This window comes from Polynucleobacter necessarius (genome assembly GCF_900096765.1).
GTDB lineage: Bacteria > Pseudomonadota > Gammaproteobacteria > Burkholderiales > Burkholderiaceae > Polynucleobacter > Polynucleobacter necessarius_F.
Window position 1 is genome coordinate 1,013,614 of record NZ_LT615228.1, and the last position, 13,624, is coordinate 1,027,237.

The following is a 13,624-nucleotide window of genomic DNA, read 5'->3' on the forward strand; positions in this document are numbered from 1 at the left end:
GTAAAACTTACTTTCCACCAACGGTCATCGATCCAATCAAGATTGAACCCGTCTCTTTTGTACCCCGAATTAATGTATCACTACCAATCAGTTCAATATCCAACAGCATGTCACGTAAGTTACCCGCGATCGTTACCTCTTCAACTGGATACTGAATCTGACCATTTTCAACCCAGTAGCCAAATGCGCCTCGTGAATAATCACCAGTGACATAGTTCACGCCTTGGCCCATTAATTCAGTCACTAACAAACCTGTACCCATTTCTTTTAATAAGGCTGGTAAGCCACCTTTCGGGGTTTTCTTGCTTTGTAATGTGAGGTGGTGCGAACCGCCAGCATTGCCTGTGGTTTTCATTCCTAACTTGCGCGCAGATGTCTTGACACCCTCTTCATCAAATGGGGCACTTCCAGTCATCGCCTTTAGGTGAGGGTTTTCAAAAAGACTGACATGTTTTGGAAGGACCTGCTTTCCCAAACTATCAAGTAAGAAGCTCGAACGTCGATAAAGAGCGCCACCGGATACTGCCTGTACTAAGCCACCCAATAAACCAGCAGCTAATGGTGCTTCAAAAATTACTGGGCAACGACGAGTACCAAGTGATCTCGCTTTTAGACGAGATAAAGCACGCTGGGCGGCATACTTTCCAATCGACGCTGGATCAGCTAGCTGCGCCGGAATGCGCGAGCTGGAATACCAATCATCGCGTTGCATCTGTGATTGTTTACCGCCTGCGCTAGCAATCGGCGCACAAGAAATATAGTGACGAGAGAACGGGTATCCACCCATAAAACCGTGCGAGGTTCCCATCATGAAGTGCGCATGATGCGCAGAAACTGAAGCGCCATCGCTATTTTGAATTTGCTTGCTCACGGCAAATGCTGCGCCCTCTGCAGTGCGGGCAATCTCAACTGCATGAGCTGCATCGATATCCCAGGGATGAAATAAATCTAGATCTAAGGGTTTATTTTCTAATAACTCAGGCTCTGCTGGGCCAGCACAAAGATCTTCAGCCGTATGCTGCGCAATGTGATAAGCGGCATCGACGGTAGCCTTGAGTGATGCCTTTGAAAAATCGCTTGTACTCGCATTACCACGATGGTGACCCAAAAATACGGTAACCCCAACCTGCTTATCTAAGCTTTGCTCAATCGTCTCCACCTCGCCCTTGCGAACCGTTACCGAGAGACCTTGCCCTTCAGAAACTTCAGACACTGCATCAGAGGCGCCCCTTCTTTTGGCTTCTGCGAGCATGAAATTGATGATTTCTTGAAACTGACTGTATGAATATGTAAACATGACCTAATAATAGCTAGAATATCAACATGAAGCATACAGAAACTCACGATGAAAGCCCTCCAAATGAAGTCAAGATTGGCTTAATTTCGATTTCTGATCGTGCCAGCAAAGGGATCTATCAAGATGAGGGAATCCCAGCCCTTCAGACATGGCTTATCAAGGCTATTCATAACCCTTGCACTTTCCATGAACGCTTGATAGCGGATGAGTCCGAAATCATCACTGAAATGATTATTGAGCTCGTTGATGACATGGGTTGTGACTTAGTGTTAACTACTGGTGGCACTGGCCCCTCTAGAAGAGATGTCACACCAGAAGCCACTCTTGAAGCGGGAACTCGAGAAATGCCGGGCTTTGGCGAGCAAATGCGTCAAATTAGCCTGAAATTTGTTCCAACTGCAATTTTGTCTCGGCAGGTTGCTGTTCTTCGAGAGATCGAGGGCCACGCTGCTCTTGTAGTGAATTTACCTGGTCAACCTAAAGCCATTGCCGAAACCCTTGAGGGGCTCAAGGATGAAACTGGCAAATCAATTGTGCCTGGCATTTTTGCAGCAATTCCTTACTGCATCGATTTAATTGGTGGCCCCTATATTGAAGCTAACGAAGCAGTCATTAAAGCTTTTAGACCCAAAAGTGCTTTAAAAAAATAATTCTTGCCAGCGAAATATCAAAAGGTCTGCAACTGCAGACCTTTTCTTTTTGCATCTCCTTGCGCACTACTGCGGCAGGGGGACGATAAATTTTTCTCGATAGTATTTGAGCTCTTCAATAGATTCCTCAATATCTGCCAAGGCTGTATGAGCCTGTTTTTTGGTAAAGCCTTTGACTAACTCGGGATGCCAGCGTTTGCATAATTCCTTGAGTGTAGAAACATCCACATTCCGATAATGAAAATAAGTCTCTAGTTTTGGCATGTACTTAGCCATAAAGCGACGGTCTTGGCCAATCGTATTGCCGCACATCGGCGCAATACCTGCCTTGATATATTGCTTTAAAAAGGCTATGCACTCAGCCTCCACTGCAGCTTCATCCATGGTTGAAGCCTTGACCTTATCAATCAATCCAGAACGTCCATGAGTGCCTTTATTCCAAGCATCCATTGCATCTAAGACAGCATCTTCTTGGTGAACCACCCATACTGGCGCAGTAGCAATCGTGTTGAGGTGGGCATCGGTGATGATGATGGCGATTTCTAATATACGCTCTGTCTCGGGGTCTAAGCCCGACATTTCCATATCCACCCAAATCAAGTGCTCGTTGGCCGGTGCCGCCTTAGTTACCGCAGTGTTTGTTTGCTCGCTCATATCTATAATGATCTCATGACCTTCACCATTGTTTTCTTAATTGCCTTTATTGCCAGCTTTGGCTTACGCCACTGGTTGTCCCAACGTCAAATCCGCCATGTGTCTGACCATCGAAATGCAGTACCCACCGATTTTGCTGAAAAAGTGAGTCTAACTGAGCATCAAAAGGCCGCCGACTACACGATCGCCAAATTGCGCCTTGGCATCCTGGAAAATGGGGTCAGCGCCATCATTTTAATTGGCTTTACCTTGTGTGGTGGATTGCAGATTCTTAATCTCGCACTTTTGCAGTGGCTTGGCGTGGGTATTACTCAGCAAATCGCCTTGCTGATATCGATCGTCATTATTTCCGGAATGATTGATCTCCCCTTCTCTTGGTATAAGCAGTTTCACCTTGAGGAGCGCTTTGGCTTTAATCGCATGGACAAAAAACTATTTTTCGTAGACTTAATTAAAGGCGCTCTAGTCGGTGGAGTAATTGGCATTCCTTTGCTGTGGGTCATTCTGAGCTTAATGGCTACAGCTGGTGACTTGTGGTGGCTATGGGCGTGGGGAGTCTTGACTGTCTTTAGCTTACTCATGCAGTGGATCTTCCCTACTTTTATCGCCCCACTCTTTAATAAGTTCCAAGCCCTTGAAGATGGCCCCTTAAAAACTCAAATTGAATCTTTGCTCACCCGCTGTGATTTTGCTAGTCAAGGACTGTTTGTGATGGATGGCAGCAAACGTAGCGCCCATGGCAATGCATTCTTTGCGGGCATGGGCAAAGCAAAGCGTATTGTCTTCTTTGATACCTTAATTGAAAAACTCAATCCCGGCGAAGTTGAAGCAGTGCTTGCCCATGAGTTAGGCCACTTCAAGTGCAAACATATTCGCAAACGTCTGTTAGTTTCCTTTGCATTGAGCTTTGGCATGTTTGCGCTGCTCGGTTGGATCAGTACTCAAGTCTGGTTCTATACCGATCTTGGCGTGATGCCCAATCTCAATGGTTATAACGGCGGCCTCGCCTTAGCGCTGTTTATGCTGGTCTCACCAGTATTTAGCTTTTTCTTCACACCGCTAGGCAGCTTAGCCTCTCGCAAACACGAATATGAAGCAGATGGCTTTGCCGCAGAAAAATCGTCTGCAAAAGATTTAATCTCGGCATTGGTAAAGCTCTACCAAGACAACGCCTCTACCCTAACGCCCGATCCGATCTACACTGCTTTTTATAGCTCGCATCCACCAGCACCACTGCGCATCGCTCACTTACAACGTTACAACTCATAACGATGGATCAATTCCGTGCGCTACTCACTGCTTCCTATGGAAGGCACTATCTAGCACAGCGCTTAGTTGCGGACTCACTCGGAAACCAATCTCCTCAGGGCTCTCTCATTCAGGTAAGCACCCCCGCTAAGCAGCACATTGGTGCAGTCGGCGATCATCTAATTTTAGAGATGACCTCAGCAGATCAGGCGCGCATTATTCAAATTGAGCCTCGTGAAAATATTCTTTATCGCTCGGATGCTTTTAAAAGCAAAATCATCGCCTCTAATGTCGATCAAATTCTGGTGGTGCTAGCAACGCAGCCCGCTTTTTCACCCGACCTTCTCGGTAGAGCAGTTGTTGCTGCGGAAGCCAATCAAATTGGTTTGCACATCCTACTCAATAAATGCGATCTCAAAGATAACTTAGAACACGCACGTAAAATTATTGAGCCGTATGCAAAGATGGGCTACCCTGTCAGCGAAGTCTCCGCCAAGTTTGATCCCGCTTCCATCGAGGCTCTTCGCCCTACGATCCAAGGGAAGATTTCAGTATTTGTTGGGCAATCTGGCATGGGTAAATCGAGCTTACTCAATGCCTGGGTCCCTAATGCTGCTGCACTGACCCAGGAATACTCGGTACGCCTAGACACCGGTAAACACACCACTACTGCCTGCCGCTATTTCGAATTACCCCAAGACTGGGGAAGGGGATCAAATGGCAAGCTAGGTGCCCTCATTGACTCACCGGGCTTTCAGGAGTTTGGTCTTGCCCACATGTCTGTCAGCGAGTTACAACATGCTTTTAGAGAATTTAAAGATCTCTTGGGCAAATGTCGCTTTCATAATTGTGCGCATGAGTCCGAACCAGATTGCGCAATACGCGATGCCGTAGATAGAAATGTAATAGCGCCAGAGAGACTGGCGCTATTTAAACAACTGCGTTCAGATTCAAAAACTGCTGATACGCAGTTACAGGGAATTAGCCAAGCCAAAGAGCGATGGTCAGCATTAGCAACAAAGCCATCCAAACGATAACCAAGCGCCACACCAAACCTACTGCAGAGCGCATCGTACGCTCGGTAGGCTCAAGACCTACCTCATATACCAAAGGCTCGCCAGCTTCGGCCATTCGTAAAGCTTCATCGCTCTCAGGTTCACTCAAAGGTTCACCCAAGCGAACACCAAGAGCACCACTACCAGCGACTAAGATGACTGCAGACAAAGAGTCAGACCATTTTTGCGTCAGGTAACGCCATGCGTATACTGCGCCCTCAAAGTTTCCGACAATTGCAAAGCCCATTGCAGTAATACGCGCTGGAATCCAATCGAGTACATAAAAGAAATGGCGTGCAGATTCGCTTAAATTAAAGTCACCGCGCTCAGACCAACGCTGCGCAGCGATATCAGCCAAACGGTAAAGCACAACACCAGCAGGGCCCATGGGCATCATGAACCAAAACAAAACACCAAATACATGTCGATGTGAGCCAATAATAGCGCGCTCTAATGCCAATGAGATCACTTCTGTTTCCGATAAATTGGATGTATCTAATTCAGGCCCATACCATTCACCCAAGGCTGCGCGGGCTGCTGGCAAATCATGCGCCTCAATCGCTTCATGAACTAAGGTAAATGAATGGCTAAATTGCCGAAAGCCAAAAAACAAATAAGCAATGACAATGTTCCAAAGGAAACCCAAGATTGGGTAAGTCACCATACAGGTGACGTACACCATAAACACCAAGAAGGTTGGCAAAATAAAAGCAACCAGGCAGGCCATGCGAGCACCAACAGGACTTGCACCTTCTTCTGACTTTCCACCAAATTCAGCGGCGACCCAATCTAACCATCGAGCACAGGTGCGCACAATCCAATGGTTAGCGGTCACCGGGCGATATTGCTCGGCAATGAGGGCGAAGAGGATAGAAAAGAAAGTCATACTTTTAATAAATGATAAAGGTTACGCAACATTCCCGCAGTAGCGCCCCAAATAAAGCGGTTCTCATAAGGCGTTGAATAAAAACGTCGTCCACCCTGCTCGCTTTGCCACAATCTCACTTGGTGATTAGCGGGATCAAGTAAAAAATCCAGCGGCACCTCAAAAACATCAGCCACTTCAAACTCATCTAACACGTATTCTGCCTGAGGTTGAACTAACCCGACCACTGGTGTAACACTGTAACCAGAGACAGTTAAATACTGAGGCAAATAACCAATAATCTCAACATTATTTCGATTGAGACCAATCTCTTCTTCACTCTCTCGCAAAGCGGTTTCATCGGGACTGTGATCTTCGGGGTCCATCCGCCCGCCAGGAAAGCTAATCTGCCCCGCATGATCTCGCAGGTGATTCGTTCTTTGAGTCAGCAGAACTGAAAGTCCTTCTTCTCTCAATAGTAGAGGTATTAACACTGCAGCTTTAGTAACCTTGCCAGCTGCTTGTCGCCTGGCAATAATATCTGCCGCCATCACGTGGCGATTTTCATCAGTAATCTCAGGCTCCCATTCTGGAGGATTTTGCAAACGAGCTCTCAAGGCCTCTGGCTGCAATAACTGTGGGGCTATCTTTTTATCCTGAGTGCGAACCTCATGAATGGGGATAGCCTGCGCATTAAATCCTGGAGGCGCAGCTACATTAATTGCGTTTTCTTCAGGCTGAGCGGTCTTAGACATCTTGATATTTTAAGGCAACAAAAAAGGCGACCTAGGCCGCCTTTTGGGTTTTCCTCAAAGCAGCAATTATTCAGCAGCAACTGCAGCTGGTTTATTGCGAGCTTGAAGTTTTTCTTTAATACGTGCTGACTTACCAGAACGGTCACGCAAGTAGTACAGCTTGGCGCGACGGACATCACCGCGACGCTTCACTTCAACGCTAGCGATCAATGGTGAGTATGTTTGGAAAGTACGCTCAACGCCTTCACCAGAAGAGATCTTACGCACGATAAAGCTGGAATTGAGTCCGCGATTACGTTTATTAGCAATCACTACGCCTTCAAAGGCCTGGGTACGCTTACGAGTACCTTCAACAACGTTTACGCTAACAATGACTGTGTCGCCAGGCGCGAAGCTTGGCAAAGTTTTGTTAGCACTTAAGCGAGCAATTTCTTCTTGCTCAATTTTTGCAATTAAATTCATTTTTAATCCTTAAACATCTTGTTAGCGTTTAATCCCGAGATGATTAATCAACGGACCTAACAGAGGATGTAGTTAAAACAATTTCACTAAACCAAAAAACCAAACTACTTATTCACAACTGCACACTAATAAAAGTATTTACAGCGAGCGAAGAAATTGTTCATCTTCTCGGGTTAGCAACCCTTTAACTCTAGCCGACTCAATTAAGTCCGGCCGGAGTCTTAACGTCAACTCCAAAGACTTTTGCCGACGCCAATCCGCTATTTTAGCGTGATGTCCGCCCAAAAGCACGTCTGGGACCGATAAATTTTCATAAATTTCAGGTCTGGTGTAGTGTGGATAGTCCAAAAGACCATTCATAAAGCTATCTTGGGCAGCAGATTCACCATCCCCGAGGGCACCCGGAATCAAGCGAATTACCGCATCCATGATAGCCATAGCGGGAATTTCACCCCCAGAAAGCACAAAATCCCCTATAGAAATCTGTAAATCGACGTTTCGATCTACAAAACGCTGGTCGACCGCCTCATAACGACCGCAAACTAAACTGATATTGCCGTACTCGAGAATGTTGGCAGCTATTTGTTGGCTAAAACGCTCCCCTTGAGGTGCGAGCAGACAAATGGGGCCAGACTTCAGACCAGCTGCCTGATGGGCTGCCTTGATGCCCTCAACCGTATCCTCCAGGGGTTTGGCCATCATCACCATCCCAGGGCCTCCGCCATATGCACGATCATCGACTGTTTTACGGGGATCAGAGCAAAAATCACGAGGGTTCCATAAATGCACGCTCGCTAAAGAGCTCGCTAAAGATTGTTCACAGGCGCGACCAGTGACACCCCACTGTGTAAGCGCAGAAAACATATCAGGAAATAAAGTAACTACATCAAAGCGCATCGTTGAATTTACTACCAGTCAGACTGCCAATCTAAAGTAATTTTTTTGTTTTCTAAGTCTACTTCTTGCACTACCTCTTTGACAAAGGGCACCAAGTATTTCGCGTCTTTACTCGTTGTATCACCAATGGCAATGACGCCATGAGCGCCATTCTCGGTCACATCCAGAACATCACCCAAGACTTCTCCTTGTAGATTGATTACCTGACAACCAATCAAGTCAATCCAATAATAAGAATCACTTTCGGCCTTTGGAAAGGCATCGCGTCCAACGAGAATACGCGCACCCTTCAAAGCAAGGGCTTGGTCTCGATCAGTAACACCATCCAGAGCAATCACCACATTACCGCTATGGATTTTGGCGCTCTTGACCTTGTATTGTGTCAGTGATGCCTGCTCTACTGATGCAGCAACGACAGCATCCCTTCGCGGGATCAAAGACAGCCAAAGAGTTTTAGAAGAGAGTAGCGCTACGGGATCAGGTGAGTGAGGTCTAACTTTCAGTTGCCCCCGCAAGCCTTGGGCCTCAGAAATAGCACCAAGTTCTATCAGATCATTTAGGGGAGGTATACTCATTTGTAAGTCACCCTATCTTCCCAAAATAAAACCACCAATTAACTTAATCGCTAAAAAACCCCATCTTCGATGATGAAGTTTTTAGCAATAGAGTATTAAACAGCTGGATTATTTTTGATTAAACGAACAACTGTTGGAGATAATTGCGCACCAACACCAGTCCAATAAGTCAAACGATCTTGAGCAATGCGCATTGCTTGCTCTTTTTCGGCTGCTTGTGGATTGAAGTAACCAATGCGCTCGATAAAGTTCGAGTCACGACGGTTGCGCTTATCAGTAGCAACAATGCTGTAAAAAGGGCGCTTCTTAGAACCGCCGCGTGCCAGTCGAATGACGACCATACTTATTCCTTAAAATCTAAAATGAAAACAGGTTGATTACAACCCAATGAAATTTCTACAAAAAATCTTGGGCCCCAGTTCACCTATGAAATGCGAGGTAAAGCGGAAAACCTCATATTCTAGACGAAAACCCTTACTTCTTCCACCTCTTTAAGCTCCTATGCCAGTAGAATAGAATTCTGAATTTTATAAATAATTCATATAAAACAGATACTTAGATAAATATGACAGCAAAAAAATCCTCTTTTCACTGCACTCAGAAGCATTTAAAGAGTCTTTTTTTGGGGATTTCTTGCTTTGGACTGAGCTTTCTTTATGGCTGCGCTAACGTCATTCCACCGTGTGGAGCAAAAATCAGCCCTCCAAGCAGCGAGTTGCGTAATACCAAATGGGAACTAACGCGCTGGAATTTACCCCCCAACGTGAATGGCGAAGTACGAACCCGTCAAATCCCTGTGGGAGAGGCAAGCAAACCCATTCAAATCACCTTTGATGCAAACGGCCAACGGGTCAGCGGCTTTACTGGGTGCAATCGCTTTACTGCAGAACTAGACGAGGATTCTCGCGGTTTTAGTCTTAGCAAGATCGCGAGCACCAAGGTGGCTTGTAATCCACAACGCATGGAGTTGGAAAATGATTTTCTGTATGAGCTCAATGATTACCGCAGTATTGTTCGCAATGGCGATCAACTATTAATGATTGGCACAGATCGCGAAGTATTAAGTTTTGTACAGCGCCCCACTGCAAATAAATAAACTAAAAAATACTTGAGGCTCATGAAAAAATCCAAACTCCTATTTTGCGCGCTCGGCTTATTTTTTCCTGGCAGCGGATTAAACTGCTTTTACTTGCAGGGCATCAAATCTTTTTGGTCATGGTCACAATTATTCGCATTAATTGGCGGCATCATCGGTTGGGGCTTACTCAAAGATACTCACTTTCATTCAGCGCCGGGTTGGGTTCTTCTCACTTTTGGCTTTATTGCATTAGAAGCGAGTTGGCTCACCACTATTACCTTTGGCTTACGAGCAGATGAAAAATGGGATGCGCAATTTAATCCTGGAATCCCTGCCGAGCAACGCACACAGTCGGGCTGGCTAGTTGTATTGACGGTGATTTTTTCGCTGGTCTTAGGTGCGGGTGTGATGATGACTTTTTTAGCCATCTCATTTGAGCAATTTTTTATTTCCCAACTCAAAGAAGCAAGAAAGCTATCCCAGGAATAGCGGATAGCTTTCTCGATTACTTGAACTGATTTATTTTAGCCTAGAAACACTCTGCCTCTAAAGCATTAGTGGAGTGACCGCCCTCAACAATAGAGGTTGCTAGAGCCCCAGCTTGCGGCAAAAGGTTTTCCGCAAAGAAGCGTGCTGTAGCAATCTTAGTATTGTAAAAAAACAGGATCACTGTCACGCAAACGCTCTGCAGCCAATACGGCACGAGCCATTTGCCAGCCACCGAGTACTAAACCCGATAAACGCAAATAAGCAAAGCTTCCCGCATAGACAGACCGCTTTGATATCTGTTTTGGCGTTAGTAAGAATATAAGCAACCGCTTGATCAAAGGCGGCACGCCCAGCACTCAATTGTTTGAGGACTGCTTTCGCATCAGCGCTACCGCTAGCGGCCAACTCTTTTTCGACATCAGCAATTTTTTGAGAAAGCACTTTTGCAGTTACCCCACCATCGCGGACTGTTTTTCTACCCACAAGATCATTTGCCTGAATAGCAGTAGTACCTTCGTAAATCGTCAAGATGCGAGCATCGCGATAGTGTTGTGCAGCGCCAGTTTCTTCAATGAAGCCCATGCCACCATGAACTTGCAAACCCAAGCTGGCAACCTCAATCGACATCTCTGTTGAAAAGCCTTTGACGATAGGCACCAAGAACTCATAAATCGCTTGATTGGCTTTGCATGCCGCTTCATCAGGCGCAGCATGTTGCGTATCATAGGCAGCAGCAGCGTAATAAGCCAAGGCACGAGAAGCCTCTACATAGGCGCGCATTGTCATCAACATACGCTTCACATCTGGCTGATGAATAATCGCAACCGGGCCAGCAGAACCCGCTAAGTCTCGGCTTTGAATACGATCTTTGGCATACTGCACCGCCTTTTGATAAGCTCGTTCTGCAACTGCAATGCCTTGCATACCCACCGCGAAACGAGCAGCGTTCATCATGACGAACATATACTCGAGACCACGGTTCTCTTCGCCAACCAAATAGCCAATCGCCCCACCATGATCACCAAATTGCAGCACTGCTGTTGGGCTTGCCTTAATACCGAGTTTATGTTCAATTGATACGCAGTGAACGTCATTGCGCTCCCCCAAAGAACCATCAGCATTGACTAAAAACTTAGGCACTACAAATAAAGAAATCCCTTTAACACCTTCAGGCGCATCTGGGGTTCTAGCCAAGACTAAATGCACAATATTTTTGGCCATATCATGCTCACTATAGATGATGTAGATCTTGGTACCAAATATTTTGTAAGTGCCATTACCTTCAGGCACCGCTTTAGATCGCACCATTGATAAATCAGAACCAGCTTGGGGCTCGGTTAAACACATGGAGCCGGTCCATTCGCCAGAGATCATATTGGGAACAAATTGCTCTTGTAGCTCAGGACTCGCAGCCGTGAGCAAAGCCTCAATAGCGCCATCAGTGAGCATGGGGCACAAAGCAAATGACAGACTTGCAGAGTGAACCATCTCAAAGCAGGCAGTCGCAATTAACTTGGGTAGCCCTTGACCACCAAATTCTGCAGGATGAATGACGCCTTGCCAGCCTGCAGCCGCAAACTGCTCAAACGCCTCTTTAAAACCTGGTGATGTCGTAACCACTCCATCTTGCAATGAGCTTGGCTTTTGATCACTTGGCCAATTGAGGGGTGCAATCACATCTTGATTGAATTTAGCCGACTCCTCCAAAATCGCTGGGGCCAAATCGACATCAGCACCAGCCTGCGCATAAGAGGGATATGCCACCACATCCGCTAGCCCCGCTAACTCATTCATTGCGAACAACATATCTTTCACAGGGGCTAGGTATGGCATTACAACTCCTCTAAATTCAATTGGATGAAAGCGATTATGAGAGCGCCTTGGTTAATTCAGGTACTGCAGTAAATAGGTCTGCAACTAGACCGTAGTCAGCTACACCAAAGATCGGCGCCTCTGGGTCTTTATTAATTGCGACGATGACCTTGGAGTCCTTCATACCGGCTAGGTGCTGAATCGCGCCTGAGATGCCAACCGCCACATACAACTGTGGGGCAACAATTTTGCCGGTTTGCCCGACCTGATAGTCATTCGGCACATAGCCAGCATCAACCGCTGCACGTGATGCGCCTAAAGCGGCGCCAAGTTTGTCGGCCAAGGGAACAACGAGCTCTTGATACTTTTCGCCGGAACCCAAACCACGGCCACCAGAGACGATGATCTTGGCAGCAGTCAATTCTGGACGATCAGACTTGGTGAGCTCTCGACCTACAAAGGAAGATTTACCAGCACAATCGGCTGCAGCTACTTTTTCAACCGCCGCAGAACCGCCAGCAGCAGGCACAGCATCAAAACCGGTGGTGCGCACAGTGATTACTTTTATAGGGTCTACACTTTGTACTGTTGCAATGGCATTACCCGCATAAATCGGACGCTCAAAAGTATCTGGTGCAACCACCTTGGTGATGTCAGATAACTGAGCAACATCTAACTTAGCAGCAACGCGCGGCAAGACGTTCTTACCAGAGGCTGTAGCTGGAGCTAAGATGTGGCTGTAGTGATTTGCAATCGATAGTATCTGGGCAGCTAAAGGCTCAGCCAATTGATCGCCCAAATTACTAGCATCCATTTGAATGACTTTACGGACACCCGCGATTTGCGCTGCAGAGGCAGCGGCTGCATCAGCAGCAGAACCAGCAACCAAAACATCGACTTCAGGGGAGCACTGCAGAGCAGCAGCAACCGCATTGAATGTAGCTGCCTTGAGGGCTTGATTGTCGTGTTCAGCAATAACAAGTGCGGCCATTTAAATCACCTTCGCTTCATTTTTGAGTTTTTCTACAAGGGTTGCCACATCAGCAACCATGACGCCTGCGCTACGCTTGGGCGGCTCTTCTACTTTAAGAGTCCTGAGACGCGGTGCAATATCGACACCTAAATCTTCGGGCTTCACAATATCGATTGCTTTCTTTTTAGCCCTCATGATGTTCGGTAAAGTCACGTAGCGCGGCTCGTTCAAACGTAAGTCAGTAGTGATCACTGCTGGCAATGTGAGAGCAATTGTCTCAAGGCCACCATCGACCTCGCGAGTGACAGTTGCTTTGCCATCTGCAATCACAACCTTTGAGGCAAAGGTTGCTTGGGGGATATCCATGAGACTTGCCAACATCTGACCAGTTTGATTGCTATCGTCATCGATTGCTTGCTTACCCAGAATGATGATTTGCGCTTGTTCTTTTTCTGAGAGTGACTTCAGAATCTTCGCCACTGCTAAGGGTTGCAACTCAGCATCAGTCTCTACCAAAATTGCGCGGTCAGCGCCAATGGCCAAGGCAGTGCGTAAGGTCTCTTGGCACTGAGTAACGCCAGCAGTCACAACGACTACTTCGGTTGCCACACCAGCTTCTTTAAGACGCACCGCCTCTTCAACAGCAATCTCATCAAAAGGATTCATGCTCATTTTGACGTTAGCAATATCCACGCCTGAGTTATCTGACTTCACGCGCACCTTGACGTTGTAATCAACAACACGCTTTACCGCAACTAAGATCTTCATCTGGGTTCACAATCCTAAAACGCTACAAAAATGATTTTTACTAAAA

At 46.6% G+C, this 13,624-nt stretch carries 15 protein-coding genes and 1 pseudogene; 5 read left to right on the top strand and 11 right to left on the bottom strand.

Features of this window, described 5'->3' with window-relative positions; all coding sequences use genetic code 11:
* Window positions 1–7: 7 nt before the first annotated feature.
* Window positions 8–1,297, bottom strand: a complete 1,290-nt coding sequence (locus DXE33_RS05225) for a metallopeptidase TldD-related protein (protein WP_114638974.1) — start codon at window positions 1,295–1,297, stop codon at window positions 8–10.
* Between the two features lie 26 nt (window positions 1,298–1,323).
* On the opposite strand from DXE33_RS05225, the gene mog reads away from it, so the two are divergent.
* A complete protein-coding gene (gene mog, locus DXE33_RS05230; RefSeq protein WP_114638975.1) occupies window positions 1,324–1,947 on the top strand; it encodes a molybdopterin adenylyltransferase in 624 nt (207 codons plus the stop codon).
* A 66-nt stretch (window positions 1,948–2,013) separates the two neighbouring features.
* On the opposite strand, the gene orn is transcribed toward mog, so the two are convergent.
* Window positions 2,014–2,601 carry an oligoribonuclease gene (gene orn / locus DXE33_RS05235; protein WP_114638976.1) on the bottom strand — a complete coding sequence of 196 codons (588 nt, stop codon included), beginning with the start codon at window positions 2,599–2,601 and terminating at the stop codon, window positions 2,014–2,016.
* 15 nt (window positions 2,602–2,616) lie between these two features.
* On the opposite strand from orn, the gene DXE33_RS05240 reads away from it, so the two are divergent.
* Together DXE33_RS05240 and rsgA are read left to right on the top strand one after the other, a co-directional pair.
* Window positions 2,617–3,870, top strand: a complete 1,254-nt coding sequence (locus tag DXE33_RS05240; RefSeq protein WP_114638977.1) for a M48 family metallopeptidase — start codon at window positions 2,617–2,619, stop codon at window positions 3,868–3,870.
* A gap of 2 nt (window positions 3,871–3,872) precedes the next feature.
* Entirely contained in the window at window positions 3,873–4,886 is a 1,014-nt protein-coding gene (rsgA, locus tag DXE33_RS05245) for a ribosome small subunit-dependent GTPase A (RefSeq protein ID WP_114638978.1), read from the top strand.
* On the opposite strand, the gene DXE33_RS05250 is transcribed toward rsgA, so the two are convergent.
* From DXE33_RS05250 to rpsP, 6 genes are all read right to left on the bottom strand, one after another.
* Window positions 4,831–5,790 carry a CobD/CbiB family protein gene (locus DXE33_RS05250; RefSeq protein ID WP_114638979.1) on the bottom strand — a complete coding sequence of 320 codons (960 nt, stop codon included), beginning with the start codon at window positions 5,788–5,790 and terminating at the stop codon, window positions 4,831–4,833. The genes rsgA and DXE33_RS05250 overlap by 56 nt on opposite strands.
* The gene (locus DXE33_RS05255; RefSeq protein ID WP_114638980.1) at window positions 5,787–6,524 is read right to left on the bottom strand and encodes a CoA pyrophosphatase; all 738 of its coding nucleotides are present in this window, start codon (window positions 6,522–6,524) and stop codon (window positions 5,787–5,789) included. The genes DXE33_RS05250 and DXE33_RS05255 overlap by 4 nt, the downstream gene beginning before the upstream one ends.
* Window positions 6,525–6,590: 66 nt before the next feature.
* Window positions 6,591–6,986 carry a 50S ribosomal protein L19 gene (gene rplS / locus DXE33_RS05260; protein WP_114638981.1) on the bottom strand — a complete coding sequence of 132 codons (396 nt, stop codon included), beginning with the start codon at window positions 6,984–6,986 and terminating at the stop codon, window positions 6,591–6,593.
* Between the two features lie 138 nt (window positions 6,987–7,124).
* Window positions 7,125–7,883: a tRNA (guanosine(37)-N1)-methyltransferase TrmD gene (gene trmD / locus DXE33_RS05265; RefSeq protein WP_114638982.1), complete on the bottom strand. Its 759-nt coding sequence runs from the start codon at window positions 7,881–7,883 to the stop codon at window positions 7,125–7,127.
* A gap of 11 nt (window positions 7,884–7,894) precedes the next feature.
* Window positions 7,895–8,458, bottom strand: coding sequence for a ribosome maturation factor RimM (gene rimM / locus DXE33_RS05270; protein ID WP_114638983.1), 564 nt, complete (start codon window positions 8,456–8,458; stop codon window positions 7,895–7,897).
* 95 nt (window positions 8,459–8,553) lie between these two features.
* The gene (gene rpsP / locus DXE33_RS05275) at window positions 8,554–8,799 is read right to left on the bottom strand and encodes a 30S ribosomal protein S16 (protein WP_114638984.1); all 246 of its coding nucleotides are present in this window, start codon (window positions 8,797–8,799) and stop codon (window positions 8,554–8,556) included.
* Window positions 8,800–9,080: 281 nt separating this feature from the next.
* On the opposite strand from rpsP, the gene DXE33_RS05280 reads away from it, so the two are divergent.
* Both DXE33_RS05280 and DXE33_RS05285 read left to right on the top strand, forming a co-directional pair.
* On the top strand, window positions 9,081–9,554 hold the full coding sequence (locus DXE33_RS05280) for an META domain-containing protein (RefSeq protein WP_231970390.1): 474 nt from the start codon (window positions 9,081–9,083) through the stop codon (window positions 9,552–9,554).
* Between the two features lie 21 nt (window positions 9,555–9,575).
* Window positions 9,576–10,025 carry a hypothetical protein gene (locus DXE33_RS05285; protein ID WP_114638986.1) on the top strand — a complete coding sequence of 150 codons (450 nt, stop codon included), beginning with the start codon at window positions 9,576–9,578 and terminating at the stop codon, window positions 10,023–10,025.
* Window positions 10,026–10,065: 40 nt separating this feature from the next.
* Here DXE33_RS05285 and DXE33_RS05290 read toward each other — a convergent pair.
* From DXE33_RS05290 to DXE33_RS05300, 3 genes and pseudogenes are all read right to left on the bottom strand, one after another.
* Window positions 10,066–11,858: pseudogene (locus DXE33_RS05290) on the bottom strand (acyl-CoA dehydrogenase).
* A 34-nt stretch (window positions 11,859–11,892) separates the two neighbouring features.
* Window positions 11,893–12,828 carry an electron transfer flavoprotein subunit alpha/FixB family protein gene (locus tag DXE33_RS05295; protein ID WP_114638987.1) on the bottom strand — a complete coding sequence of 312 codons (936 nt, stop codon included), beginning with the start codon at window positions 12,826–12,828 and terminating at the stop codon, window positions 11,893–11,895.
* Window positions 12,829–13,578, bottom strand: coding sequence for an electron transfer flavoprotein subunit beta/FixA family protein (locus tag DXE33_RS05300; RefSeq protein WP_114638988.1), 750 nt, complete (start codon window positions 13,576–13,578; stop codon window positions 12,829–12,831). It lies immediately after the preceding gene.
* Between the last annotated feature and the right edge of the window lie 46 nt (window positions 13,579–13,624).

Bases quoted from the DNA above. Each gene is read 5' to 3' on its own strand.
- mog (WP_114638975.1), top strand. From the start codon at position 1,324: ATGAAGCATACAGAAACTCACGATGAAAGCCCTCCAAATGAAGTCAAG.
- DXE33_RS05225 (WP_114638974.1), bottom strand. From the start codon at position 1,297: ATGTTTACATATTCATACAGTCAGTTTCAAGAAATCATCAATTTCATG.
- DXE33_RS05240 (WP_114638977.1), top strand. From the start codon at position 2,617: ATGACCTTCACCATTGTTTTCTTAATTGCCTTTATTGCCAGCTTTGGC.
- rsgA (WP_114638978.1), top strand. From the start codon at position 3,873: ATGGATCAATTCCGTGCGCTACTCACTGCTTCCTATGGAAGGCACTAT.
- DXE33_RS05285 (WP_114638986.1), top strand. From the start codon at position 9,576: ATGAAAAAATCCAAACTCCTATTTTGCGCGCTCGGCTTATTTTTTCCT.
- orn (WP_114638976.1), bottom strand. From the start codon at position 2,601: ATGAGCGAGCAAACAAACACTGCGGTAACTAAGGCGGCACCGGCCAAC.
- rimM (WP_114638983.1), bottom strand. From the start codon at position 8,458: ATGAGTATACCTCCCCTAAATGATCTGATAGAACTTGGTGCTATTTCT.
- DXE33_RS05250 (WP_114638979.1), bottom strand. From the start codon at position 5,790: ATGACTTTCTTTTCTATCCTCTTCGCCCTCATTGCCGAGCAATATCGC.
- DXE33_RS05300 (WP_114638988.1), bottom strand. From the start codon at position 13,578: ATGAAGATCTTAGTTGCGGTAAAGCGTGTTGTTGATTACAACGTCAAG.
- trmD (WP_114638982.1), bottom strand. From the start codon at position 7,883: ATGCGCTTTGATGTAGTTACTTTATTTCCTGATATGTTTTCTGCGCTT.
- DXE33_RS05255 (WP_114638980.1), bottom strand. From the start codon at position 6,524: ATGTCTAAGACCGCTCAGCCTGAAGAAAACGCAATTAATGTAGCTGCG.
- rpsP (WP_114638984.1), bottom strand. From the start codon at position 8,799: ATGGTCGTCATTCGACTGGCACGCGGCGGTTCTAAGAAGCGCCCTTTT.
- DXE33_RS05295 (WP_114638987.1), bottom strand. From the start codon at position 12,828: ATGGCCGCACTTGTTATTGCTGAACACGACAATCAAGCCCTCAAGGCA.
- rplS (WP_114638981.1), bottom strand. From the start codon at position 6,986: ATGAATTTAATTGCAAAAATTGAGCAAGAAGAAATTGCTCGCTTAAGT.